The following is a 24,013-nucleotide window of genomic DNA, read 5'->3' as shown; positions in this document are numbered from 1 at the left end:
TACGCGTGTGACGCGTACGCCCGTTCGGCCTTCGGCGGCCCGCGAAAGGCGCGGGCACCGGCCCGGGGCGGGCGGGGCGGTACCGGCCGTCGTCGGCGGGGTCACGCCCCTTCGGGCACCCGGTCCAGGAAGCCGTACACGGCGCGGACGCGGTCCTCGGCGTCGAGCGTGATCACGTCCGAGCCGGCGACGGGGGCCGAGCCGTCCGCCCGGTTCACCAGCTCCCAGGAGAAGCGCGCGGTGTCGTGGTGGCCGTCGACGTTCCCCACGAGCCGGAAGACGAAGCCGGGGAACTGCTCGTGCACCGCCGCGATCACCGCGGTGATCGCCTCGTGGCCGACGGCGTCGGACAGCGGATCGGTGTAACGGCCGTCCGCGGTCCACACGTCGGCCACCGCCTTGGCGCGTGCCTCGGCGCCGTCGGCGTTCCAGGCCTCGAAGTAGCGGGCGACGACGGCGTCGTGGCGGTGGGCGGCTGTGGTCATGGCGAATCCCCCAGGGAGGTCGTGTCTGCTGGTCGGACGGTGGGTCCCGGTCGTGGCGACCCGGTGCCCCCACCTTGCCCGCGCCCCGGGTCCGCGGTCGATTACCCCCGAGGTCATATGCGGCCCGTCGGCCGCACCCGCACTGTTTCGGCCAACGGCGGCTGTGAATATGCCAGGAGACTGGCCGGAAACACATGGTGACAGTGTTTCAGCGGTGAACATACTCGACTAGCGAGAGCGCTTCACACCGCGCGACGGCGCCCTCACGCACAGCATGCGAGCCACGAGGCGGGCAGCCGGCCCGGCCCGGCGGGCGAGCAACGCAGCGGGGGAGGGAATGTGCACGACGAATTCCTGTGCCATGTCACCGCGTACGGGGTCTGCGACGGCCGGCGCATCGGCGTACCGCTCGGCACCTACCGGGCGCCCACCCTCGCCCTCGCCCTGTGGTGGCTGCGCGACCGTGCCCTCTGGATCGCCGAGCGCCTCGACCCGCAGCCCGACGCCGATCACTTACCGCCGGGGGCACTCGTCCCCGTCGCCGACGGGGTGCCCGACGTCCCCGCCGTACTGCGCACCTGGTGCGGCGACGTCGCCCGGCAGGAGGAGGTGGCCGAGACGCTCGCCGCCGGGCGGATGGTACGCCTCGCCACCGGCGACGACACCACCGAGTACGAACTGCTGGCCGAGTCCGTGGACGCCCTGCGCATGCAACGCGCCGCCCGGATGCTCGGTGTTCCCGTCGCTTGAGGCGTACAGGCGCACTCCGGCCGGTGACGCCGGGCACCCGAACGGGCCAATGGGTAGAATCCAGACATGGCGGAGCGACTGGTCGCCCCGGAGCTCGTCCTGGAGACCGAGACGGGCTCCACCGTGATGAGTCCGGTCCGCGACTACCACGTGGGACGCGACCCGTCGAGCGACATCGTCATCGACGACGCCCGGGTCTCCTGGCACCATGCGGTGCTCCACCCCGTGGACGGCCGCTGGACCGTCGAGGACGAGCACAGCACCAACGGCACCTACGCCAACGGCCGGCGCATCCGCGCCCGGGAGGTCGGCCCCGGCAGCGTCCTCCACTTCGGCAATCCCGACGACGGCCCCCGCGCCGTCCTCGCCGCCCCCGCACGCGACCGGCCGCAGGCGGTCTCCCGGCCCGCCCTCACCCACACCTTCCGGCAGCCGGTCTCCGTACGGCCGCTGCCCACCCGCACCGTCCGCATCGGCCGGCACCCCGACAACGACCTGGTCGTCGACGACCTGATCGTCTCCCGGTACCACGCCGAACTGCACGTCCACGCCGACGGCTCGTACGAGATCGTCGACCTCGGCAGCCACACCGGCACCTACCTCAACGGCGTGCCGGTCGACCGGGCCGACATCCGCCCCGGCGACATCGTCGGCATCGGCCACTCCGACTTCTGCCTGATCGGCGACGAACTCCAGGAGTACGTCGACACCGGCGAGGTCTCCCTCGACGTCCAGGACCTCACCGTCGCCGTCGACCGGGGCACCAAGCGCCTCCTCGACCACGTCTCCTTCCCGGTGGGGGAGAAGTGCCTGCTCGCGGTCGTCGGACCGAGCGGTGCGGGCAAGTCCACCCTGATGAACGCGCTCACCGGTCAGCGTCCCGCCGACGACGGCACCGTCCTCTACGACGGCCGCGACCTCTACCACGACTACGCCGAGCTGCGCCAGCGCATCGGCCTCGTCCCGCAGGACGACATCCTGCACACCCAGCTGACCGTCCACGCCGCCCTGTCCTACGCCGCCGAGCTGCGCTTCCCGCAGGACACCGCCCAGGCCGAACGACGGGCCCGGGTCGACGAGGTGATCCGCGAACTCGGCCTCCAGGACCGGGCCCGCCAGCATGTGCACAGCCTGTCCGGCGGACAGCGCAAACGGGTCAGCGTCGCGCTGGAACTGCTGACCAAGCCGTCGCTGCTCTTCCTCGACGAGCCGACCTCCGGCCTCGACCCCGGCATGGACCGCTCGGTGATGCACATGCTGCGCGGCCTCGCCGACGACGGCCGGACCGTCGTCGTCGTCACCCACAGCGTGCTCAGCCTGGACGTCTGCGACCGCCTCCTCGTCCTCGCCCCCGGCGGCAGGGTCGCCTACTACGGTCCCCCCGGTGACGCCCTCGCCTTCTTCGGCTTCGAGCACTGGCCGGAGGCCTTCGAGGCGTTCGAGCAGCAGCAGGACCGGGACTGGGCGGGGCAGTACCGCGACTCCCCCTTCCACCGGCGGTACGTCGTCGAGGCCGCCGCCCAGCCCGAGCGGCCCCGCGAGGAGCCGGTCGTCGTGGGACCCCCGCCCCGGCCGCGCGGTTGGGGCGCCCAGCTCCGCACCCTGGTCCGCCGCTACACCGCCGCGCTCGCCGCGGACCGCACCTTCCTCGCCGTCATGATCGCGCTGCCGTTCGTGATGGGTGCCATGGCGCGGGCCCTCGCGGGCAGTGAGCTGACGAGCAGGTCCGCCATGAACGCCCTGCTCATCCTGTGCGTCGGCGCGGTCCTCACCGGCGCGGCCAACGCGGTGCGCGAACTCGTCAAGGAGCGGGTGATCTACCAGCGGGAGCGGGCCGTGGGCCTGTCCAGATCGGCGTACCTGATGTCCAAGGTGGTCGTGCTCGGCACGGTCACCGTGCTCCAGGCCGTGGTGCTGACCCTCGTCGCGCTGCTCGGCGTGGACCTGAACGCACCCGGCGGCGAAGGCGTGTTGATGCCGCCCCTTGTCGAGATCACCGTCGCCGTCGCGCTGCTCGCCTTCACCGCGATGATGCTCGGCCTGCTGGTCTCCGCGGTGGTCCGCAAGGAGGAGGTGACGATGCCGCTGCTGGTGCTGCTCGCCATCGTCCAGGTCGTCTTCTGCGGCGCCCTGCTGCCGCTCCAGGGCGTGCTCGTGCTGGAGCAGCTGGCCTGGCTGGTACCCGCCCGCTGGGGGTTCGCCGCGATGGCCGGCACCATCGGGCTCCCCTCGCTCTCGCCCGGCGACCTGAGCCGTGATCCGCTCTTCGCGCACACGGTGGACGTGTGGCTGCTCGCCGTCGGCATGCTGCTCGTCCTGTCGCTGGTCCTCGGCCTGCTGGTGTCCCGTCTGCTGCGGCGGCACGAACCGGCCGTGATGCGGGGGTAGGCGCCCACGACGACGGCCCCCGGATCCCGTGCCGCACGCGTCGTCCCGAGCACGACCTGTCCGCCCGGGAGACCACCGGCCCCGGCCGGCCCACCGTGTCCTTCGACCCGCTGCCGCCGGTGCAGCCGCCGGAACGGTACGGCGGCCGGGGGGCACGTGCCGTGCTCCGACGGCCGGTCGGCCTGGATCGACGGCCGCCGCCCGGTCTTCGTACCCCGGGGCCCACCCACCGCCGACCCGCGGCCGCCGCCGATGCGGGCCGAGGAGGCCCCGACCCGCCACCGGGCCGCCGTGGCCGGCCCGGCCGACGGCGGCCTCGACGGGGGAGCCCTCCCGCGCGCACCCGCGGCCTGCGCGTCGGGACCGTCGTCGACGGGGAGTCCGTACGGCTCCACGACCCCGACCACGGGCGACGGGTGCACACCGACGGCACCCGGCCGCACACCTGTACGGCCGACGGGGCGCCCCGCGCCGTCCCGGCCTTCGGTCCGCGGGTGTGAACCCGGTCAGCGGCCGTTCCCGCCCCTTCGGCGTACCCCCCGCGCCAGCAGCGCCCCCGCGAAACCCGCGACCAGGCCCCACAGCAGGGCCAGGCCCAGGGCGCTCCACAGCCGTGGTCTCAGCAGTACCTGGCCGGAGAGGCCCTCGCCCAGATCGCCGATGCCGAGCACGGACAGGCCGAACCGCGCGGAGATCCGGGCCATGAGGCAGATCATCAGCACGGTCAGCGCCAGCGCCACCGCCATGTGCACGGCGTGCTGCCAGGCCCGCACCCGGGCGGGGGAGCGGGCCGCCATCAGGAACGCGGTGGCCAGCAGCAGCACCGCTGTCACCACCAGCAGCCACCACCACTTCCCGCCGTCGTGCTCGGTGAGCGTGCCCAGGTTCAGGGTGGAGACGTCCGGTGTGCGCAGCACCTCGTCGAGCACATGCGGCATGGGCAGCCCGAAGGGCCCCTCCACCCTGCCGTCCCAGGTGGCACCGAGCCCGATCGTCAGCGCCGGCCAGACCACGTTGGGCAGCCCCAGCAGGACCACGGCGAACGTCTCGGCCGGATGTCCCCGGGTGGCGGCGACGACCAGCGCGATGACGAGGCCGATGACGACCGTGGCCAGCAACAGCAGCACCATCGCGTGCGCCGCGGGACGCACCGACGTCCGGAGGCGCAGCAGCCCGGCCGGCAACGGGGCGCCACGGGACACCGTCAGCGCCACCAGCAGCACGCCCGCCAGCCAGAGCAGGCCGATGAGGACGGTCGGCGGCACATCGGTGGAGAACCCCACCACCGGCCTGATCCCGAACAGCTCACCCAGGTCACCGAGCGGACCGTCCCCGAGGGAGAGCTCGTACGTGTGCCGCGCGGCGAGCGCGAGACCGAGGACCGCGAGCAGCCACAACGCGGCGATCCGCGCCGTCCACCCGGCCAGCTCGGGCGCCCCGGCGACCGCCCGGTGCCGCAGTGGGCGCAGGAAGCCCCGGCCGATGACCAGTGCCCCGACGAGGGTGACGGACAGCGGGATGACCGTCAGACCGCCCTCCGCGCCGGCCAGCTCGCCGGCGTCCCCGGAGAGCTCCACCGTCCCGCCGACGGCCGTGACCACGGTCGCCGCGACCACCTGGGGGAAGGAGCCGCCCGGGAGGTCCGTGGCGCCGGCCGCCCACAGTCCCAGTGCGGCCACCGCGCCCATGGCGATCAGCGCGCCGAGGACCGTGACGAGGGCCTGCGCCCAGCCGTGGCGGGCGACCGGACGGCCGGAAAGGGTGCGTGAGCTCACCTCTGCACGCTAAGCAGCCCCGGCCCGCCCCGCCCGCCGGGAGACCCTAACCGGGATGCCCGTGGCCCGTCCGGATCACCAGGGCGTGGTCGCCGAGGCCCAGCAGGCGCTCGGCCGGCAGCTCGCCGAGGGTCGTCAGGACCGCCTCGATGCGGGCGGTGGCCGGATCGAACGCCGCGTCGAGCACGGTGCCGCGCTCCTCCCCGCACTCGGTGAGCACCCTGCTCCCCACCAGATCACGGTGGGGCGGAACCTCGGCCGGGTCGCCGGCCGGGCGCGCGATCAGCATGTCCGGGCCGGCCGCGCCCAGGGCGCTCCAGGCCACCACGGCCTCCCTGCGCAGCCGCCCGCGCCGTATCCGGACATGCGTGACCTGTCCGGACGCCGCGTCGACCGTCAGCGCGCGGACCACCCCGACCCGGTCCGCGTCGCCCGGCGTCAGGACGGGCAGCCCGCGCACCCGTGAGAACAGCATCATCGGGCCGCACCCCTCCCGCGGTCGTGGCGGGCGCCGGCCCGGGCGGCGAAGGCCGGCGGGTCGTCGGTGACGTACGTCGTCGCGTGCGCCGGGATCACCAGCGTCCGGCCGGAGACGCTCAGGGCCTCACCCCGCGGCACGTACACCTGGTGCCGGCGGTGCCGGGAGCCGTGCACCAGTTCCCGGTGCGCGGCGAGCCGGAACGCGACGAGCCGGCCGCTGGTGCCGCCCTCGACCAGCACGTCGAGCACCGTGCCCACCAGGTCGCCGTCGTCGGTCAGCACATGCGCCCCGAGCAGCCGCCCGCGCAGGGCGTCACGGCGCGCCACCGACAGGGGCAGATCGAACAGTGCCCCCTCGTCGCGGACCATCACCGCGTGACGGCCCAGGCAGTGCACCGCCTGCCAGGGCAGATCCCGTGGCAGCGGGCCCGACATCAGGGTCCGGCCGGTGAGGGTGAAGCTCGCGATCCGCTCGCCCTCCGGGTCGAAGACCGTGTCCTTGACATGCGCCACGGCATCGCCACCCAGCGTCACCACGGGCAGCGTCGTCAGGCTCCGTACCGCCGTCAGTCCGTTCATGGCGCCCCTTCCGCCGCACACCGGCGGAACCCGGGTTCCCCGCCCCGCGGGAGCGAACACCGATCGGGTGGACTGTGCCGCGGGAGTCGGGGTACCAGGACGGGTGCAGATTCGTCCGGCCGACCCGGCTTCGCGGAGAGAACGAGCATGACCTACTACCTGGACGGGGCAGTGATACCGACTGGTTTCGACGTGCCCGTGGAACCGCTGCGGCGGTCGGCACACTTCACCGGCGAGCCGGGGTGTATCGCCGAGGCGCGGACGTTCGCCGCGCACTTCCTCCAGCAGTTGCGGACCGAATGGTGCGCCACGATCGACGAGCGGGCCGACGGCGCGGTGCTGCTGGTGGTGAGCGAACTGGTCACCAACGCGGACCGGCACAGCGACGGCCCGTACATCCTGGAGCTGGAGGGCACCGACACCGCGCTCACGGTGGCGGTGTACGACAGCAGCGCCAGCCTGCCCCGGGTCTTCCCGCGCAACCCCGAGCGCGTCGGCCGGCACGGTCTGGAGATCGTCCGCGCGCTGGCGCGGGACGTCACCGTCGAGCGCGTGCCGGTCGGCAAGCGCGTACGCGCCGTGCTGGACCTCGGCGCCGCCTGACCGGCGACGCCGTCGTCCGCCCGGTCAGGCGCAGCCGAGCTCGCCCAGCATGCCCTCGCGCAGCCGGCTGATGATCCGCTTGATCAGGCGGGACACGTGCATCTGCGAGCAGCCGAGGCGCTCACCGATCTCCGCCTGGGTGGCCTCCTCCACGAACCGCATGTGGATGATCTCCCGGTCGCGTTCGCTGAGCTCGGCCATCAGCGGAGCGAGCGAGTGGAAGTCCTCGACGAGGCGCAGCCCCTCCTCCTCGACGCCGATGAAGTCGGCCAGTACGGCCTCGCCGTGCTCGGGGCCGTCACCGGTGAGGGCGGCGTCCAGCGACGACGAGTTGTACCCGTTCGCTGCGATCTGCCCCTCGACGACCTGCTGCTCGGTGATGTTCATCAGCGTGGCCAGCTCGCCGACCGTGGGCTCCCGGTCCAGCCGGCTGGCGAGCTCCTCGCGGGCCTTCGCCAGCTCGACCCGCAGCTCCTGGAGCCGGCGCGGCACGTGCACGGCCCATGTGGTGTCCCGGAAGAAACGCTTGATCTCACCGACGATGTACGGCAGCGCGAAGGAGGTGAACTCGACCTCGCGGGACAGCTCGAACCGGTCGATGGCCTTGATCAGACCGATCATGCCGGTCTGCACGATGTCGTCCATGTCGTCGCCGCGACCGCGGAACCGCCCGGCCGCGAAGCGGACGAGGGACATGTTCATCTCGATGAGGGTGTTGCGCGCGTACTGGTACTCGTGCGTGCCCTCCTCCAGCTCCGCCAGGCGACGGAAGAACTGACGGGACAGCTCCCTGGCGTCGCGCGGGGCGACGGCACGCGGATCCACCACGTCCCGCAGGTCCCCGTCACCCGTCCCGGCCTCGGTGTGCTGCTCGACTACCTGTGCCTGCGACCGGATCACGGCGGTCCTCATTGCCTCTCCCCACGGACGTCATGGCTGACATGTGCCTGAGAACTGCGAGTACCCAGGTCGTACCGACCCATGCCCACCGAGTTCCGGGAGGATCGGAACCGCGGTGCGCACCGGTCGTCACTCGTACGTCCGATGGTACGGGGGCGCGGCCCGTACGGCGCTCCGGGCCGCGCCCCGGAACTCCTTCACTCAGGGCGGAACGCCGGTCCCTTCCCCCCGGGGCCGGAATTCCTAGGCTGAGGAGGTGACCAATCAAGAGATGACCGGCCCAGCGCCGGACCGTGCCCGCGTCATCCCCCTGCGCCCCGGCCCGCCGCCGGACCCGGCGGCTCCCGCGCCCAGGGAGCCGCTGCTGCGCGACCTCGTCGGGGACGTGCTCCGCAGCGAGCGGCTCACCCAGGAACGGACACTGAAGGACGTCGCCGACGCGGCCCGGATCTCCATGCCCTATCTCTCGGAGGTGGAGCGGGGCCGCAAGGAGGCCTCCTCGGAGGTCCTCGCGGCCGCCGCCCGGGCGCTCGGCCTCGGCCTCGGCGACCTGCTGACCCGGGCCCACGGGGAACTGGTCCGCGTCACCGGCCGGCGGGCCGTCACCACGACCCGGGGAGCGTCCGGCTCCGCGCACAACGGACTCTGCCTGGCCGCCTGACCCGCGCCCGGCGCCTCACACCCTCACGAGGCGCCGGGCCAGCACCTCGTCGGCCAGGCCGTACGCCACGGCCTCCTCGGCGGTGAACACCTTGTCGCGGTCCATGTCGGCCCGCAGGGTCGCCACGTCGTGGTGCGTGTGCCGGGACAGCACCTCCTCCACCTGGGAGCGGATCCGCACCATCTCCTTGGCCCGCAGCGACAGGTCGGACGCCGTGCCGCGCGTCCCGCCGGTGGCGGGCTGCCCCAGCAGCACCCGCGCGTGCTCCAGCACGAACCGCCGCCCCGGGTCCCCGCCGGCCAGCAGCACGGCCGCCGTGGACGCCGCCTGCCCGACGCAGAACGTCGAGATCGGCGCCTGGACGAACGTCATCGTGTCGTAGATCGCCATCAGCGAGGTGAACGAGCCACCGGGGGAGTTGATGTAGACCGCGATCTCGCTCTCCGGGGCCGACGACTCCAGATGGAGGAGCTGCGCGATGACGACGTTGGCGACCCCGTCGTCGATCTCCGTCCCCAGGAAGATGATCCGCTCGGCCAGCAGCCGGCTGAACACGTCGTAGGACCGTTCGCCCTGCGGGGTGCGCTCGACGACGTTCGGAATCGTGTACGACCCCATCACCGCAGCCCCATCCTGGGCCGGGCGGCGGCCGGGCGGACGTCGTCCAGCGACTCCACCACCCGGTCGACCATCCCGTACTCCCTCGCCTGCCCGGCGGTGAACCAGCGGTCCCGGTCGCCGTCCCGGGAGATGGTCTCCGGGGTCTGGCCGGTGTGCTCGGCGGTGATCCGCTCGATGGTCCGCTTGGTGAACTCCAGGCTCTCCGCCTGGATCTCGATGTCGGCGGTGGTGCCCCCGATGCCCCCCGACGGCTGGTGCATCATGACGCGTGCGTTCGGCAGGGCGTAGCGCTTGCCGGGCGTGCCGACACAGAGCAGGAACTGGCCCATGCTGGCCGCGAAGCCCATGGCCAGGGTCGAGACGTCGTTGGGGATCAGCCGCATCGTGTCGTAGATGGCCAGGCCCGCGTGGACCGAGCCGCCGGGGCTGTTGATGTACAGGCTGATGTCGGTGCGCGGGTCCTCGGCGGACAGGACCAGCAACTGCGCGCACACACGGTTGGCGGACACCTCGTCGACCTGCGTGCCGAGCAGCACGATGCGCTGCGCGAGGAGCTGGGCGGCGAGATGGTCGTCGAACCGGGTCGGCGGGGTGTCGCCCTCCTCGGCCCGGGGCAGCGGGACCGGCCACGGGCCGGCGGTGAACGGGGACATCGGCGCTCCTGAAGGTCGCTGGAACGCGGCCGGGACGACCGCGCGCCCCCACTCTCGGCCGGCCCGCCGGGCCGGCGGGGAAATCTCTGCCCGTGGCAGATTCGCCGTGGGCAGAGTGACCGTCCGTACCGCCGTCCGGATCGATCCGGGACCGCACCGATGAGTTCCGGGGCGGGGCCGGGTCAACACCCATGACCGTGTTCCACGCCCGGGAGGTACTCATGACCACCGACGGATTCACCACATGCCTCTGGTACGACGGCCAGGCCGAGGAGGCCGCGAACTTCTACGTCTCGGTCTTCAAGGACTCGAGCCTCGGCGACGTCGTCCGCAGCACCGGCGCCACGCCCGGCGCCGAGGACTCCGTGCTCACCGTCGAGTTCACGGCCAACGGCCAGAAGTTCGTCGCGCTCAACGGCGGGCCCGAGTTCAAGTTCAACGAGGCGATCTCCTTCCAGCTCGACTGCGCGGACCAGGCGGAGATCGACCACTACTGGGAGAAGCTCGTCGAGGGCGGCGGCGAGCACGGCCCCTGCGGCTGGCTCAAGGACCGGTTCGGTGTATCCTGGCAGGTCAACGCGGTGCGGCTGACCGAGATGATCAGCGACCCGGACCGGCGGAAGGCGGACCGCGCCATGAAGTCCATGATGACGATGGGCAAGCTCGACATCGCCGCCCTGGAGAAGGCGTACGCGGGCGAGTGAGGCGGCCCGGACCGGCGGCGAGGCCGCCACGGGGCCCCGCCGTCCCCGGTCGGGCGCGGTCGTGGGCCGTCGCACGGCAGGTACCGTGCCCCAGGTTGTACCGGGCTCCGCCCGGCCCGCCTGAGGCGGCGGCCCGCTCCTCGTACGGCACGTTCACCCGGCGCACCCGGACGACGGGCCCGTGCACGCGCCGGGCGGCGCGGCGGCCGGCGCCACCGGCACGGTCCACGGCCTGCGCGCACGGCGGTTCCCGCCCGGCGTGAGGAGACGGACCGGCCCCCGTCCGGAAGGGGCCGGAGCCACGGCCGTACCGCCCGGAGGCGCCCCGCGCCGGGCCGACGCGACAGCCGGCGGCCCGCAGGGCGTCACCACTCCGGGCGGGCCCGGCCCGCCCGGCCGGACATGGCATGATCGGGCGCATGCGTGAACGAGTTGTGGCCGCGTGCGACGGGGCTTCGAAGGGAAACCCGGGGCCCGCCGGCTGGGCCTGGGTGGTCGCCGACCGGTCCGGGACGCCGGTCCGCTGGGAGGCGGGAGCGCTCGGCAGGGCCACCAACAACATCGCCGAACTCACGGCGCTGGAGCGGCTGCTGGCGGCGACCGACCCCGCCGTACCGCTCGAGGTCCGGATGGACTCGCAGTACGCCATGAAGGCCGTCACCACCTGGCTCCCCGGCTGGAAGCGCAACGGCTGGCGCACCGCGGCCGGCAAACCGGTCGCCAACCAGGAACTCGTCGTCCGCATCGACGAACTCCTCCAGGACCGCTCGGTCGAGTTCCGCTACGTCCCCGCCCACCAGGTCGACGGCGACCGGCTCAACGACTTCGCCGACCGCGCGGCCAGCCGGGCGGCCACCGCCCAGGAGGACGCCGGCAGCGAGCTGGGTTCGCCCGAGCCGCCGGCCGCCCCGGACCGCCCGGCGGGCGGCGCGGCGGGGCGCGGGTCCGGCGGGGCGAGGACACCCCGGCAGCGCGGCGGCTCCTCGTCCCGCACGATCAAGGCGAAGTTCCCGGGCCGCTGCCCGTGCGGACGGTCCTACGCGGCCGGCGAACCCATCGCCAAGAACGGCAAGGGCTGGGGCCACCCCGAGTGCCGGACGGCGGCCCGGAGCGTCTGAGCGGGCGCACGACGACGGCGGAGCCGCCCGCCGGCCGGGCGGCACGGATGACAGACTGACCCCATGGACGAGCGCACATTCGACAGGTCGCAGCAGCACGCCTCCGTGATCGGTCTCGGCACATGGCAACTCGGGGCGGACTGGGGCGACGTCGACGACAAGGAAGCCCTCACGGTGCTGGAGACCGCCGCCGAGTCGGGCGTCACCTTCTTCGACACCGCCGACGTGTACGGCGACGGACGCAGCGAGCAGACCATCGCGTCGTTCATCGGCGGACGGCCCGATCTGCACGTACTGGTCGCCACCAAGATGGGCCGCCGGGTCGACCAGATCCCCGGGAACTACGTCCTGGACAACTTCCGCGCCTGGAACGACCGCTCGCGGCGCAACCTCGGCGTCGACCGGATCGACCTGGTGCAGCTGCACTGCCCGCCGACCCCCGTCTACTCCACCGACGAGGTCTTCGACGCCCTCGACACCCTGGTGGAGGAGGAGCGGATCGCCGCCTACGGCGTCAGCGTGGAGACCTGCGCGGAGGCGCTCACCGCGATCGCCCGGCCGAACGTGGCGAGCGTGCAGATCATCCTCAACCCGTTCCGCATGAAGCCGCTGCGCGAGGTCCTCCCGGCCGCCCGCGAGGCGGGCGTCGGCATCATCGCCCGCGTCCCGCTCGCCTCCGGACTGCTGTCCGGCAAGTACACCCGGGACACCGTCTTCGCCGAGAACGACCACCGCAGCTTCAACCGGCACGGCGAGGCCTTCGACCAGGGCGAGACCTTCTCCGGCGTCGACTACGCGACCGGTGTCGAGGCCGCCGCCGAGTTCGCCGCGCTCGCCCCCGAGGGATACACCCCGGCCCAGCTCGCCCTGCGCTGGATCATCGAGCAGCCCGGCGTCACCACCGTCATCCCCGGCGCCCGTACGCCCGAGCAGGCCCGCGCCAACGCGGCCGCCGCCCGGCTCCCGGAGCTGCCCGGGGCGACGCTCACGGCGATCCGGGACCTCTACGACCGGCGGATCAAGGACCAGGTGGAGGGCCGCTGGTAGCGGCGACGGACGTCACGGCTCCAGGAGCAGCTGCCGCTCCTGCTCCTGGTCGCCGGAGGCGGCGCCCTCGTCGCGCGCCGTGAAGGACCGCGTGAGGGTGTCGCTCGCCCGCCGCACCGCCTCCGGAGTGCCCTGCACGGTGACGGTCACCGGCGCCGACAGCGGCCCCGCGTCCGCGGCCCCGGCCGCCGCCCGCTTCTCCCCGGTGAACGTCGCCACGCGGACCGTCGCGTGCTCCGCGGAGGGACGCTGTTCCGCGTCCCCGAACGTGCCCTCCAGAACCCGGACGACCGCCCGGGCGTCGTCGGCGTCCCCGCCGCTGAACGTCAAGGTGAGCTGGGTGTCCGACATGCGTCCACGACCTCCTGGCCTCGGTGTCATCGCCGTCCGTGTAACCGTGCCCCGCACCCCCAAACCGGCGACCGGCCTGGGAGGACGGCGGCTTTCGGGGCATCCGGAGGGGGAGACCCACGGAAAGGGAGGCACTGTGTCGGACACGGAGCGGGGCGAGGTCAGGCGCCGGGGACGGAACGAGACGGAGGACGAGAGAGCGGACCGGATGTGGACGGAGCTCATACAGGAGGTCCGTGTCGCCCAGATGGGGGTGCAGATCCTCTTCGGCTTCCTGCTGACCGTCGTGTTCACCCCGACCTACGCCAAACTGTCCGACACCGATCAGACGATCTACCTCATCACGGTGGTGCTGGGCGCCTGCGCCACCGGCGCCCTCATCGGTCCCGTGTCCCTGCACCGGCTCGTCTCCGGACGGCGCATCAAGGCGCACGCCGTGCGGTGGGCCTCCCGGCTCACCCTGCTCGGCCTCCTGCTGCTGCTGGCCACCACCAGCTGCTCCCTGCTGCTCATCCTGCGCGTGGCCACCCACGACGGCTTCGTGCCCTACCTGGTGGCCGGAGTGGTGGCCTGGTACCTGCTGTGCTGGTTCGGCCTGCCGATGTGGGCCCGGCACCGCCACACCACGCGCTAGGGGAGTTCAGTTCCCGGTGAGGACGTCCGCGAGGAAGTCGTCCACGCGGACCTCCTCGCACCCCGGCGGCACCAGCAGCCGGGTCTCGTGCAGGAACCCGCCGACGGTCTCGGCCCACGCGAACACCACCGCGTGGTGCCGGCCGCCGTCGGCGTGGGCCTCGCCGAGGAACTCCATCCGCAGCTCCCGCCCCACGCCCCGGGACTCCGGCCGCAGCCGCACGTCCCCGATGCCGACCGGGCGGGTGAGGCTCTCGGTGACCATCTCCCGGTCGAGCTGCCAGCGGGCGAGGACCCGGCCGTCGTGGCTGAAGACGACGGTGACGGCGAACGGGTCGGACGGGTCGTAGCTCAGGTGGGCGAGCACGGGGAAGCGCTCCGTGTCGCCCGCCTGGAGCTCCACCACCAGGGTCTTGTGCACGAACGAGTTCACGAAAGGGCCTCCGGGAAGTACCGACGTAGAGCCCTCTAGTACCCCGCATCCACGCAAGATGCTCAGCTCTACGGGTGAATCACCGTCCGTGCGGGGCCGCCGGGGGCGTCAGCCGAGGGCGTCCCGCAGCGCCGGCAGCAACGTCTTCTCCGACCAGTCCAGGTACGCCGGCTGCGACTCGCCGCCGATCTGCACCAGGGCGATCTCGGTGAAACCCGCCTCGGCGTAGGGACGGACGGCCTCGACGAAGTCCGCCGGGTCGCTGCCGCACGGAATCGACCCGGCGACGTCGTCGGGCCGGACGAACTGCGTCGCCGACGCGAAGGAGTCCGGGTGCGGCAGCTCCGAGTTGACCTTCCAGCCGTTGCCGAACCAGCGGAACTGGTCGTGGGCGCGTTCGACGGCCGCGTCCCGGTCGGGGTCGTAGCACACCGGAAGCTGTCCCACCCGCGGTTTGCCCTGCCCGCCGTGCCGGTCGAAGTCGTCCAGCAGCTCCGCCTCCGGCTCGGTGGCGATCACCAGGTCGGCGAGCCGGCCCGCGAGGGCGCAGGACCGCTTCCCGGACACCGCGACACCGATCGGCGGCGGCTCGTCCGGCAGGTCCCACAACTTGGCCGACTCGACGTCGAAGTGGGTGCCCCGGTGGTTCACGTGGCCGCCCTCGAACAGTGCGCGGATGATCTCCACCGCCTCCTCGAGCATCTCGTGCCGCACGTCCACGGACGGCCAGCCGCCGCCCACCACGTGCTCGTTGAGGTTCTCGCCGGAGCCGAGCCCCAGCCGGAACCGGCCCTCGGACAGCAGCTGTACCGTCGCCGCCTTCTGCGCCACCACCGCCGGGTGGTAGCGCAGCGTCGGACACGTCACGTACGTCATCAGCGGGATGCGCGAGGTGGCCTGTGCGGCGGCGCCCAGCACGCTCCAGGCGTACGGCGCGTGACCCTGCGACGCCAGCCAGGGGAAGTAGTGGTCCGAGGTCACCGAGAAGTCGAAGCCGGCCTCCTCGGCCCGCACCACATGGTCGACCAGCTCACGGGGTCCGGCCTGCTCGGTCATCATCGTGTATCCGATTCGCACCATGTGCCCCGGGTCCCCCGGCCGGGGCGGGGAAAACGATGGATCACCCGGCGGCGCTCCGGGCAGGATGCCCCTCATGACCGCCCACCCGCTCCCCACCGCGGAGCCCGCCGCCCAGGGCGTCGACGCGTCCGGCGTCCACGCCTTCCTCGACGCCCTCGAAGCCGCCCCGGACATCGAGCCGCACAGCCTGATGATCCTTCGCCACGGCCACCTGGTGGCCGCCGGCTGGTGGGCACCGTACGCCGCGCGGCGCCCGCAGCTGCTGTACTCGCTCAGCAAGAGCTTCACGGCGACCGCCGCCGCCCTCGCCGAGGCCGAGGGACTGCTCGACTTCGACGCCCCGGTGCTGTCGTACTTCCCGGAGTTCGAGGCCGACATCACCGACCCGCGCAGCCGGGCGATGCTGGTCCGGCACGTGGCGTCCATGGCCAGCGGCCACGAGGACGAGACCGTCGACGCGGCGTTCGCCGCCGACCCCGCCGAACCCGTGCGCGGCTTCCTGCTCCAGCCGCCGCAGCGCGACCCGGGTACCGTCTTCGCCTACAACCAGCCCTGCACGTACACCCTCGGCGCGATCGTGCAGCGGGTCACAGGACAGCCGCTCACCGACTATCTGCGGCCCCGGCTGTTCGACCCGCTGGGCATCGGCGAGACGCTGTGGCAGCGGGACCGCACCGGCCGCGAGATCGGCTTCAGCGGACTGCACGCCGCCACCGACGCCGTGGCCCGGCTCGGCCTGCTGTACCTGAACGACGGGGTGTGGCGGGGCGAACGGCTGCTGCCCGAGGGGTGGGCCGCCCGCGCCTCGCACCCGCACACACCGACCGCCGGAACCGTGCTGGTGGGGGACCGGCAGGACTCGAACCGCGGCTACGGGTACCAGTTCTGGGTCTCCCGGCACGGATTCCGGGGCGACGGGGCCTACGGGCAGTTCTGCCTCGTCCTGCCCGAGCACGACGCGGTGGTCGCCGTGACGACGGCGACCGAGCGGACGCAGGAGTACCTCGACCTGGTCTGGCGGCACCTCCTGCCCGCCTTCCACCCGGAGCCGCTGACCGGCCGTCAGGCCACGGACACCGCCCTGCGCGAACGTCTCGAACGGCTCGCTCTGCCCCCGGCCGGGGGAGGCCCCGTACCGCCGGAGCGGGCCGGGGACTGGTCCGGTGCCGCGTTCACCCCGGAGGGCGGGGGCTGCGCCGACCAGCCGAAGCTGACCGCGGCCGAGGTCACGGCGGACGCCGGCGGTGGCTGGACGCTGACCCTCACCGAGGACGGCGAACGGTTCGGCGCACCGTTCTCCGCCGGGCAGGGGTGGACGACCGCCGAGAAGCCCGTCCCGGCCGCCGCGAGCGGAGGCTGGGACGACGGCGACACCCTCGCCGTGGACCTGGTGTTCCTGGAGACGCCGCACCGCCTCCGGGTCACCTGTTCCCTCACCGACCGGACCTTCACCGCCCGCTGGCTCACCCGCCCGCTGCACGAGTGGCCCCTGCGCAAGCTGCGCGCCCCGCGCGGCTCAGTCCGCGGCGGGCCGGAACGTCCGTAGGAAGGTCCGCAGGGCCTCCCGGCTCGCGGGTCCCTCCCAGTCGGCGGCCGGGGTCGTCCAGCGCAGCGAGAAGCCGCGCCCGCCGCCCAGCAGGAACCCGCGGCCGAGGGTGCGCACCCGGGCGCCGCCGGCCTCGGCGTACCACTCCAGGTCGGCGGCCTCGCGCCCCTGGTACGTCGTCGCCCGGATCCCGCCGATCCGCTCGTAGCCGGCGCCGGACCGCTCCAGGCGCGGCTCCACGTCGTCCCGCCACACGGCCACCGCGTCCGACCCCACCCGCTCGCTGTAGGTGACGGCGAGCGTGCGCGGGTCCCCGTCGGCGCCGAAGGTGACGCGGTAGCCCCGGTCGGCGCCGCGGGAGGTGTCCAGCCGCTCCCAGCCCTTCGGTAGCGCGACGGAGAAGCCCTCCGGGGCGTGGTGGGCGCGGTAGCCGGGCGGGAGGCCGCCCGCGCCGTCCGACGGGGAGGGGGACGGGGTGGGCGCGGACGGGTCCCCGGGCTCGTCCGGTGGGGCGGCCGGCACGGACGCCGAGGGCGGCGGCGCGTCGGCGGCGGAGTCGCCGCCGGCGCCCGGCAGCCCCCGCGTCGCGGCGAGCACGGCGACCGCCACCGTGACGACGGCGAGCGTGGTGCCGAGGAGCGTCGTCCGTCTGCCACGCTCCCGGCCCGCGTACCGCACGGTGCCGGTGTGCGAGCCGTGCGGCCGGGGGCTCGGCGCCGCCTCCGGGCCCTCCCGCAGCACGCGGGTGAGCGCCCCGCGGACCACCTGGCGGGTCAGCCGCTCCCGCGGGTCCTTGCGCAGCAGTCCCTGGACGACCTGGGTGAGCGGGCCCGCCCGTACCGGTGTGCGCGGCGGCAGCCGGTCCACGCCCTTCAGCGTGGCCTCGGGCCGCCCGCGGTCCCGGAACGGCGGACGCCCCTCCAGCATCGTGTGGAGGATCGCGCCCAGCGCCCACAGGTCCGCGGCGGGGCCGATCCGCTCGGCACGGGCCTGCTCCGGGGAGGCGTACGACGGTGCCGTGAGCCGGGGCGCCGGCACCGTGCCGGCCAGACCGTACCCGGTGACGACGGCCGGCCCGCCCTCGCGCAGGAACACCTGGCCGGGGCTGAGCTCGCCGTGCGTGACGCCCCCGGCGTGCGCGGCCTCCAGCACGTCGAGCAGCTCCAGCGCGATGCGGGCGGCCCGCACAGGGGGGAACGTGCCCTCCTCGGCGAGGACCTCGTCGAGCGGTGTGCCGTCGATCCACGCGGTGACGGTCCACAGGAAACCGGCCTCCTCGACGGCGTCGACGACGGCGGCGATCCGGCCGGGGCACAGGTGCGCCACGCTCTCCGTCGCCCGCAGCGCACGGGAGGGCGCGCGCCGCGTGCCGGCCGCGTCCTGCGGGAGCCCGACCCGGGTGACCAGGCAGGGGCGGCCGGTCCGCAGGTCGTCGGCGTACCAGCGGACGCGGTTGGTCTCGCGATGGGTGATCTCGACCAGCCGGTAGCGTCCGGCGACCGGCCGTTCCGTGGAGACGTGCGCCCTGCCCATGGCCATCCCTCGTCGAACCGCCGGCTCCCGCTGTCCCCAGTGGTACGGGGAGCGGGCGGGGTCCGTTCAACGGGAGGCTCAGAGAAGCTCGAAGTGTTCCGTCCAGGCGATCATGTCGCCGGTGGTGGCGTTGCCGCCGCACACCACGAGACCGAGCCGGGCCCCCTCGCCGACCCGTTCCAGCACCCGCCGCGCGGCGGGCAGCAGACAGCCGGCGGCCGGCTCGGCCCACACCTTGGCGTGGTCCGCGAGCTCCAGCGAGCCCCGCACCGCCTCCCGGTCCGGTACCACCAGCACCTCGGTGACCAGCTCCGACACATGCTCGTACGTCAGCGGGGAGACGGCCGGGGCGCTGAGCGTGGAGACGATCGACGTCAGCTCCACCGGCACCGGGCCGCCCGCCGCCAGCGCCTCGGACATCGCCTGCGCGCCCTCGGTCTCCACACCCCAGACCCGCACCCCCGGCCGCAGCGCGCGCAGCGCCGCCGCCACCCCGGCGATCAGCCCGCCGCCCCCGATGCTCACCAGGACGTCCGTGAGGTCACCGGCGTCCGCGGCGAACTCCAGCCCCACCGTGCCCTGGCCGGCGATCACCACCGGGTCGTCGAAGGGGTGGACCAGGGTCAGCCCCTCCTGCTGGAGCCGCGTCATGAGCGCGAACGCACCGTCCATGTCGTCGGTCAGCCGCACCGACGCGCCCGCGGACTCCGCGATCTCCACGGCCCGCAGGGGCGCCGAACGCGGCATCACCACCGTGGCCTTCACATCGAGGGCCGCGGCCATCACCGCGAGGGCGATCCCGTGGTTGCCGCCGCTCACCGCCACGACCCCGGCGGCCCGCTCGGCCTCGCCCAGCGACAGCAGCTTCGCCGCCGCGCCCCGCACCTTGAACGAACCGGTGCGCTGCAACAGCTCCAGCTTCGTGGTGACCGGGGCCCCGAGCAGTGCCGACAGGCCGGGGCTCGGCACGGTCGGGGTCCGCACCACGTGCCCGGCGATCCGCTCGGCCGCGGTCTCGATGTCGGCGATCCCGATCACGACTGTCACCTCTCCGGCGCGGGGGTGTGATCCGTGCCGTCATCCACCCTGACCCGCGGGGCGGCCAAGGTCAACATCGCTCAGTGCTGCTGGGCCTTCTGCGGTGTCGCCTCACTGGGCCGGACGACGACGTACCCCTCGCCCTGCAGCATCAGCTGCACGGCCTCGCCCGACCCGCCGCGCAGCATCGAGCCCAGAGACTGGGAACGGTGCAGCGAGGTGGCCAGGCCCGCGGTCCAGCCGACGATCGCGTCCGTGTCCACGTACACCGGGTACTGCGGCGACACCGGGATCACCAGCGGATTCCCCTCGCACACCAGCCCCAGCCGGCCGTGCCCGGTGAAGACGCTGTTGAACAGCCCGCCGCCGCTGATGCCGGCGCCCTTCACGGTCGCGATCCGGTACGACAGCGAGGAGTCGAAGCACAGGACGTTGCGGCCGTTGACGGTGAACTCGTCGCCGGGGTCGACCTCGACGACGAAGCAGTTCTGCGCCTCGTGCGCGAACCAGGCCTCGCCCTGTCCGCGGACCGCCATCAACGGCAGCCCCTCGCCGGTCACCGCCCGTTTGAGCATGCCGCCGACGCCCTGGCCCTTGCGCTCGAACCGGAGGCTGCCGCGATAGGCGATCATCGCGCCCTGCCGGGCGTGCATCTCGCCGTCGACCGTGTAGCGGATGCATTTGGCGTTCTCGACGGTCATGCCCGCGGCCGTGGCCGGCTGCACCATGTGCTGACTGGAAAACAGGTCACCCTTCATGAGGGCATCCTCACCCGGACTCTCTCCCTCCGCCAGGATCATGCACGGACGGCACCGGGACCGGCGCCGTCAGCCGCCGAAGAGCTGGGTCCAGCACGTGCCCGCCCGGCCGCCGCCCGCGAATCCGACGCCGATGCGGGTGAAGCCGGCCTCGAGGATGTCGGCGCGGTGACCGGGGCTGTTCATCCAGCCCTGGACGACCTCGGCGGCCGAGCGCCGGCCGCACGCTGTGTTCTCGCCGGTCGTCCGCCGCGCCGAACCCGCGGCGGCGGCCCGGTCCCAGGGCCTGCCGCCGTCGGGCGCGGTGAGGGAGTAGAAGTCGCGGGCCGCCATGTCGGCGCTGTGCGCCTGCGCGGCCGCGGTTCCTCAGCGGTGCAGCGCCTGGGCCCAGTTCGACGGCACCCGTCCCGCCGGGCCCGGTGACGGCTGGTCCGCCGGGTGGCTCACGGGCGGGGCCAGGTCGGGGCCGGACTCGTACAGCTCGTTCGTGGCGTAGTCCCAGAACCAGTCCTCGCCCGGCTCGTAGCTGCGGACCACGGGGTGCCCGGTGGCCTCGAAGTGCGCCGTGGCGTGCTGACCGGGCGAGCTGTCGCAGCAGCCGATGTGGCCGCAACTCGCGCAGCGCCGCAGGTGGAACCACCAGCCGCCCACGGCGTCGCAGTCGGCGCAGCCCGCGCCGGTCGGGGGGACGCCGGGGTCGATGGCGTGGTCGCTGGTCATGCGGGCTCCTCGGGTGTGTCGTCGGGGGCCGGAGCGGTGAGCGGCAGCAGCACCTGGAAGCGGGTGTCGCCCGGCTCGGACTCGAACCGCAGGGTCCCGTGGTGCTTGTCGACCACGATCCGCCAGGAGATGTCCAGGCCGAGCCCGGTGCCCTCGCCCACCGGCTTGGTGGTGAAGAACGGGTCGAAGACCCGGTCGCGGACCTCCGGCGGGATGCCCGTGCCGGTGTCGCCGAACTCCACCAGCAGCCGGTCGTTCTCCCGTGCGGTGCGCACGGTCAGGGTGCCCTCCCCGCCCTGCCCGTCGTCCGCGTCCGCGCCGTTCATGGCGGAGACCGCGTTGTCGATCAGGTTGGTCCACACCTGGTTGAGCTCCGCCGGGTACGCCGGGATCCGCGGCAGTGCGCGGTCGTACTCCTTGACCACCTTGATCCGCTGCCCGAACTTCCCCGACAGCATCAGCAGGGTGCTGTCGAGGAGTTCATGTACGTCGGCGACCTGGAAGGGGGCGCGGTCGAGCTGCGAGTACTGCTTGGCGGCGTCGACGAGGTGCGAGACGCGGTTCGTGGAGTCCGCGATCTCGTCCATGAGCAGTTCCGTCTCGACCGTGTAGCTGAGCCAGCCGACCGCCGACGGCAGCGTCGCCTCGTCCACGGCGGCGGCGACCTGGTCCAGCCAGTCCAGGTCCAGTCCGGCCTGGACGAACGTCGGGGCGATCCGCCAGCCGTCGGGGATGCCGTGGTCGTCCAGCCAGTCGGCGAGCGCGTCCTCCCGGTCCGACGCCTCCAACGGGCTGAGCACGGGCGCCTTCGCGACCCGTTCGGCCGTCCGCTCCTGGATGTCGATGAGGTTGGCGAGGGTCTCGCGGTCGTAGGTGCCCGCGGAGATGACGCGCAGCTTGTGCCGCATCTTGCCGACGCGTTCGCGCAGCGTCGCCGTCGCCCGTACGGCGGCCGCGGCGGGGTTGTTCAGTTCGTGCGTCAGCCCGGCCGACAACGACCCGAGCGCCAGCAGCCGTTCGCGCTGGCCGATGGCGCGCTGGGCGTTCTTCGAACCGAAGAACAGCCCCTCCAGGAGGTGGACCGCCATCGGGAACCACTCCCGCATGACGCTCGCGAACGTGTCCGCGGGCACCACGAAGAACCGCGTCGGCTCCGTCACGCGCATCGAGTTGTTGTAGACCTGCCGCACCCGGTCCCCGAGGTACGCCTGCATGGCCCCCGCGTACACCCCGCGCTGGGACGTGCGGCTGACCTCCACGTCGTCCGCGCCGACCCGGCGGGACAGTACGACGGTGCCTTCCAGCATCACGTAGAAGCAGGTGGCGGGGGAGCCCTCGGTGTAGACCGGCCCGGGTTCGAACCGCTCCACCCGTCCCTCGGCGCAGAGCCGTCCGAGCTGCTCGGCGGTGAGTTTCTCGAACAGGAACAGGGAGCCGATCTCCTGCGGGCTGCACGGCATCGGACGCCCGCTCACGACTGCTCCAGGTACCGGTGGACGAGCATCACGGCCATGGCTCCCTCTCCGACGGCGGACGCGACCCGCTTGGCGGACTCCGCGCGGGCGTCGCCCGCGACGAACACGCCGGGCACGTTGGTCTCCAGGTGGTACGGCGGCCGGTCCAGCTCCCAGTCGGCCGGTGGCCGCCCGTCGGGGGTCAGATCGGGCCCGGCGAGGATGAACCCGCGTTCGTCCCGCAGCACCGTGCCGTCCAGCCAGTCGGTCAGCGGGGCGGCGCCGATGAACACGAACAGCCACTGCGCGTCGACGAGTTCGGTCTGCCCGCTGTCCGTGTCGCGCAGCGTCAGCCGTTCCAGCCGGCCGTCGCCGTGCGCGCCCTCGACGACCGCGCCGCACCGCACCGAGATGTTCGGCGCCCGGTCGATCTGCTGGATCAGGTAGTACGACATCGACGCCGTCAGATCCGGCCCGCGCACCAGCAGCGTCACCGACTTGGCGAACCGGGACAGGTACATCGCGGCCTGCCCGGCCGAGTTGGCGCCGCCGACGATGTACACGTCGTGGCCCTGGCAGGCGGCGGCCTCCGTCAGCGCGGACCCGTAGAAGACACCGCAACCGTTGAGCTCGTCGCAGCCGGGTGCGGCCAGCTGCCGGTACGACACCCCGGTCGCCAGGATCACACTGTGCGCGGCGACCGCCGAACCGTCGGAGAACCGTACGACCCGGGCGCCGCCGTTGACCTCGAGACCCGTCACCTCCCGCGCGGTGAGGATCTCGGCGCCGAACTTCGTGGCCTGCCGCCGCGCCCGCTCGGTGAGCTGCGCCCCCGACACGCCGTCGGGGAAGCCCAGGTAGTTCTCGATCCGGGAGGACTGCCCCGCCTGCCCACCGGTCGCCGACCGCTCCACCAGCACGGTCCGCAGCCCTTCGGAGGCCCCGTAGACCGCCGCGCCGAGCCCCGCCGGGCCGCCGCCGACCACCACCAGGTCGTAGAAGTCGGCCTCCGGGGTCGTCGCCAGGCCCACCCGTGCGGCGAGGTCCACGGACTCCGGCTCCACCAGCGGCGTCCCGTCCGGGGTGATCACCACCGGCAGCCGCATCCCGTCCTCGCCGGCGGCGGCCAGCAGCCGCCGGCCCTCCGGCTCGTCGGCGGAGTACCAGCGGTAGGGCACCTGGTTGCGGGCCAGGAACTCCCGTACGTCCGAGGAGCGCGCCGACCAGCGGTGCCCGACCACCTTGGTGCTGGGCACCGGCCGGTGGTCGCTGCGCCGCCAGGCCTCCAGGAGGTCGTCCAGGACCGGATAGAGCTTCTCCTCCGGCGGGTCCCACGGCTTGAGGAGGTAGTGGTCGAGGTCGACGACGTTGATCGCGTCGATCGCCGCGCCGGTGTCCGCGTACGCGGTGAGCAGCACCCGCCGCGCGCCGGGATGGATGTCGAGGGCCTGTTCCAGGAACTCGATGCCGTTCATCCGCGGCATCCGGTAGTCGGCGAGGATCACCGCCACCAGGTCGCCGCGCAGCTTCAGTTCGCGCAGCGCGTCCAGCGCGGACTCGCCGGACTCCGCGCGCACGATCCGGTACGACGCCCCGTAGCGCCGTCTGAGGTCCCGCGCCACGGCGCGGGAGACGCCCGGGTCGTCGTCCACGGTCATGATCACGGTCCGCGCCGCTTCGGCGGCCTGTGTCATACGTCCCCC

The 24,013-nt window shown here is 73.4% G+C and carries 25 protein-coding genes and 1 pseudogene; 9 read left to right on the top strand and 17 right to left on the bottom strand.

The features are described 5' to 3' along the window. Positions 1 to 101: 101 nt before the first annotated feature. On the bottom strand, positions 102 to 485 hold the full coding sequence (locus ACFV5H_RS14185; RefSeq protein WP_385049928.1) for a nuclear transport factor 2 family protein: 384 nt from the start codon (positions 483 to 485) through the stop codon (positions 102 to 104). A 339-nt stretch (positions 486 to 824) separates the two neighbouring features. Between ACFV5H_RS14185 and ACFV5H_RS14180 the strand changes: the two genes are divergently transcribed. Both ACFV5H_RS14180 and ACFV5H_RS14175 read left to right on the top strand, forming a co-directional pair. Beyond that, a complete protein-coding gene (locus tag ACFV5H_RS14180) occupies positions 825 to 1,235 on the top strand; it encodes a hypothetical protein (RefSeq protein WP_385049931.1) in 411 nt (136 codons plus the stop codon). Between the two features lie 66 nt (positions 1,236 to 1,301). Continuing rightward, positions 1,302 to 3,623 carry an FHA domain-containing protein gene (locus ACFV5H_RS14175; protein WP_385049934.1) on the top strand — a complete coding sequence of 774 codons (2,322 nt, stop codon included), beginning with the start codon at positions 1,302 to 1,304 and terminating at the stop codon, positions 3,621 to 3,623. A 506-nt stretch (positions 3,624 to 4,129) separates the two neighbouring features. Here the strand turns inward: ACFV5H_RS14175 and ACFV5H_RS14170 are convergent. From ACFV5H_RS14170 to ACFV5H_RS14160, 3 genes are read right to left on the bottom strand one after another with little or no spacing between them, the layout of a single operon-like run. Beyond that, positions 4,130 to 5,398: a streptophobe family protein gene (locus ACFV5H_RS14170; protein WP_385049937.1), complete on the bottom strand. Its 1,269-nt coding sequence runs from the start codon at positions 5,396 to 5,398 to the stop codon at positions 4,130 to 4,132. Positions 5,399 to 5,444: 46 nt separating this feature from the next. Then, on the bottom strand, positions 5,445 to 5,876 hold the full coding sequence (locus tag ACFV5H_RS14165; RefSeq protein WP_385049940.1) for a PRC-barrel domain containing protein: 432 nt from the start codon (positions 5,874 to 5,876) through the stop codon (positions 5,445 to 5,447). Then, positions 5,873 to 6,457, bottom strand: a complete 585-nt coding sequence (locus tag ACFV5H_RS14160) for a PRC-barrel domain containing protein (RefSeq protein ID WP_385049943.1) — start codon at positions 6,455 to 6,457, stop codon at positions 5,873 to 5,875. Before ACFV5H_RS14160 ends, ACFV5H_RS14165 begins: the two co-directional genes overlap by 4 nt. 147 nt (positions 6,458 to 6,604) lie before the next feature. On the opposite strand from ACFV5H_RS14160, the gene ACFV5H_RS14155 reads away from it, so the two are divergent. Beyond that, positions 6,605 to 7,060, top strand: coding sequence for an ATP-binding protein (locus ACFV5H_RS14155; protein WP_385049945.1), 456 nt, complete (start codon positions 6,605 to 6,607; stop codon positions 7,058 to 7,060). Positions 7,061 to 7,084: 24 nt separating this feature from the next. On the opposite strand, the gene ACFV5H_RS14150 is transcribed toward ACFV5H_RS14155, so the two are convergent. Then, the gene (locus tag ACFV5H_RS14150) at positions 7,085 to 7,972 is read right to left on the bottom strand and encodes an RNA polymerase sigma factor SigF (protein WP_385049946.1); all 888 of its coding nucleotides are present in this window, start codon (positions 7,970 to 7,972) and stop codon (positions 7,085 to 7,087) included. A 259-nt stretch (positions 7,973 to 8,231) separates the two neighbouring features. Between ACFV5H_RS14150 and ACFV5H_RS14145 the strand changes: the two genes are divergently transcribed. Next, a complete protein-coding gene (locus ACFV5H_RS14145) occupies positions 8,232 to 8,621 on the top strand; it encodes a helix-turn-helix domain-containing protein (protein WP_385050067.1) in 390 nt (129 codons plus the stop codon). 15 nt (positions 8,622 to 8,636) lie between these two features. Here the strand turns inward: ACFV5H_RS14145 and ACFV5H_RS14140 are convergent, their stop codons facing one another. Then, positions 8,637 to 9,239 (bottom strand): ClpP family protease, encoded by a 603-nt coding sequence (locus ACFV5H_RS14140; RefSeq protein ID WP_385049949.1) that lies wholly within the window; start codon positions 9,237 to 9,239, stop codon positions 8,637 to 8,639. After that, positions 9,239 to 9,895, bottom strand: coding sequence for an ATP-dependent Clp protease proteolytic subunit (locus ACFV5H_RS14135; RefSeq protein ID WP_385049952.1), 657 nt, complete (start codon positions 9,893 to 9,895; stop codon positions 9,239 to 9,241). The genes ACFV5H_RS14140 and ACFV5H_RS14135 overlap by 1 nt, the downstream gene beginning before the upstream one ends. 221 nt (positions 9,896 to 10,116) lie before the next feature. On the opposite strand from ACFV5H_RS14135, the gene ACFV5H_RS14130 reads away from it, so the two are divergent. The 3 genes from ACFV5H_RS14130 (at position 10,117) to ACFV5H_RS14120 (ending at position 12,764) form a co-directional block, all read left to right on the top strand. Further along, entirely contained in the window at positions 10,117 to 10,599 is a 483-nt protein-coding gene (locus ACFV5H_RS14130) for a VOC family protein (RefSeq protein ID WP_385049955.1), read from the top strand. Between the two features lie 419 nt (positions 10,600 to 11,018). Continuing rightward, a complete protein-coding gene (locus ACFV5H_RS14125) occupies positions 11,019 to 11,717 on the top strand; it encodes a ribonuclease H (RefSeq protein ID WP_385049958.1) in 699 nt (232 codons plus the stop codon). 63 nt (positions 11,718 to 11,780) lie between these two features. Next, positions 11,781 to 12,764: an aldo/keto reductase gene (locus tag ACFV5H_RS14120; RefSeq protein WP_385049961.1), complete on the top strand. Its 984-nt coding sequence runs from the start codon at positions 11,781 to 11,783 to the stop codon at positions 12,762 to 12,764. A gap of 12 nt (positions 12,765 to 12,776) precedes the next feature. On the opposite strand, the gene ACFV5H_RS14115 is transcribed toward ACFV5H_RS14120, so the two are convergent. Then, positions 12,777 to 13,115: a hypothetical protein gene (locus ACFV5H_RS14115; RefSeq protein WP_385194812.1), complete on the bottom strand. Its 339-nt coding sequence runs from the start codon at positions 13,113 to 13,115 to the stop codon at positions 12,777 to 12,779. Between the two features lie 136 nt (positions 13,116 to 13,251). Between ACFV5H_RS14115 and ACFV5H_RS14110 the strand changes: the two genes are divergently transcribed. Beyond that, positions 13,252 to 13,749 carry a DUF6328 family protein gene (locus ACFV5H_RS14110; RefSeq protein ID WP_385049966.1) on the top strand — a complete coding sequence of 166 codons (498 nt, stop codon included), beginning with the start codon at positions 13,252 to 13,254 and terminating at the stop codon, positions 13,747 to 13,749. Positions 13,750 to 13,755: 6 nt separating this feature from the next. Here the strand turns inward: ACFV5H_RS14110 and ACFV5H_RS14105 are convergent, their stop codons facing one another. Both ACFV5H_RS14105 and ACFV5H_RS14100 read right to left on the bottom strand, forming a co-directional pair. Beyond that, on the bottom strand, positions 13,756 to 14,181 hold the full coding sequence (locus ACFV5H_RS14105; RefSeq protein WP_385049969.1) for an SsgA family sporulation/cell division regulator: 426 nt from the start codon (positions 14,179 to 14,181) through the stop codon (positions 13,756 to 13,758). A gap of 108 nt (positions 14,182 to 14,289) precedes the next feature. Next, a complete protein-coding gene (locus ACFV5H_RS14100; RefSeq protein ID WP_385194809.1) occupies positions 14,290 to 15,261 on the bottom strand; it encodes an LLM class F420-dependent oxidoreductase in 972 nt (323 codons plus the stop codon). Positions 15,262 to 15,334: 73 nt separating this feature from the next. Between ACFV5H_RS14100 and ACFV5H_RS14095 the strand changes: the two genes are divergently transcribed. After that, on the top strand, positions 15,335 to 16,807 hold the full coding sequence (locus ACFV5H_RS14095; protein WP_385049975.1) for a serine hydrolase domain-containing protein: 1,473 nt from the start codon (positions 15,335 to 15,337) through the stop codon (positions 16,805 to 16,807). Here ACFV5H_RS14095 and ACFV5H_RS14090 read toward each other — a convergent pair. The 7 genes and pseudogenes from ACFV5H_RS14090 to ACFV5H_RS14060 all read right to left on the bottom strand — a co-directional run bounded on the left by ACFV5H_RS14090 (position 16,778) and on the right by ACFV5H_RS14060 (position 24,004). Continuing rightward, positions 16,778 to 18,340 (bottom strand): serine/threonine-protein kinase, encoded by a 1,563-nt coding sequence (locus ACFV5H_RS14090; RefSeq protein WP_385194808.1) that lies wholly within the window; start codon positions 18,338 to 18,340, stop codon positions 16,778 to 16,780. The two genes, ACFV5H_RS14095 and ACFV5H_RS14090, sit on opposite strands and share 30 nt — an antisense overlap. Positions 18,341 to 18,418: 78 nt before the next feature. Next, complete coding sequence (locus ACFV5H_RS14085; RefSeq protein WP_385194806.1) at positions 18,419 to 19,378, bottom strand: threonine/serine dehydratase; 960 nt, start codon at positions 19,376 to 19,378, stop codon at positions 18,419 to 18,421. A gap of 80 nt (positions 19,379 to 19,458) precedes the next feature. Next, a complete protein-coding gene (locus ACFV5H_RS14080) occupies positions 19,459 to 20,136 on the bottom strand; it encodes an AIM24 family protein (protein ID WP_385049984.1) in 678 nt (225 codons plus the stop codon). Positions 20,137 to 20,205: 69 nt separating this feature from the next. Beyond that, a pseudogene (locus ACFV5H_RS14075) lies at positions 20,206 to 20,499 on the bottom strand (CAP domain-containing protein); the annotation flags it as partial. 3 nt (positions 20,500 to 20,502) lie between these two features. Continuing rightward, the gene (locus tag ACFV5H_RS14070) at positions 20,503 to 20,856 is read right to left on the bottom strand and encodes a UBP-type zinc finger domain-containing protein (protein WP_385049987.1); all 354 of its coding nucleotides are present in this window, start codon (positions 20,854 to 20,856) and stop codon (positions 20,503 to 20,505) included. After that, entirely contained in the window at positions 20,853 to 22,331 is a 1,479-nt protein-coding gene (locus ACFV5H_RS14065) for an ATP-binding protein (RefSeq protein ID WP_385049989.1), read from the bottom strand. The genes ACFV5H_RS14070 and ACFV5H_RS14065 overlap by 4 nt, the downstream gene beginning before the upstream one ends. Then, entirely contained in the window at positions 22,328 to 24,004 is a 1,677-nt protein-coding gene (locus tag ACFV5H_RS14060; RefSeq protein WP_385049992.1) for an FAD-dependent oxidoreductase, read from the bottom strand. Before ACFV5H_RS14060 ends, ACFV5H_RS14065 begins: the two co-directional genes overlap by 4 nt. Positions 24,005 to 24,013: the final 9 nt, after the last annotated feature.

Origin of the sequence: Streptomyces sp. NPDC059787 (assembly GCF_042732315.1) — a bacterium.
Taxonomy (GTDB): domain Bacteria; phylum Actinomycetota; class Actinomycetes; order Streptomycetales; family Streptomycetaceae; genus Streptomyces; species Streptomyces atrovirens.
The sequence above is the reverse complement of the archived record's forward strand: the minus strand, read 5'-3'. Positions and strand labels throughout refer to the sequence as shown.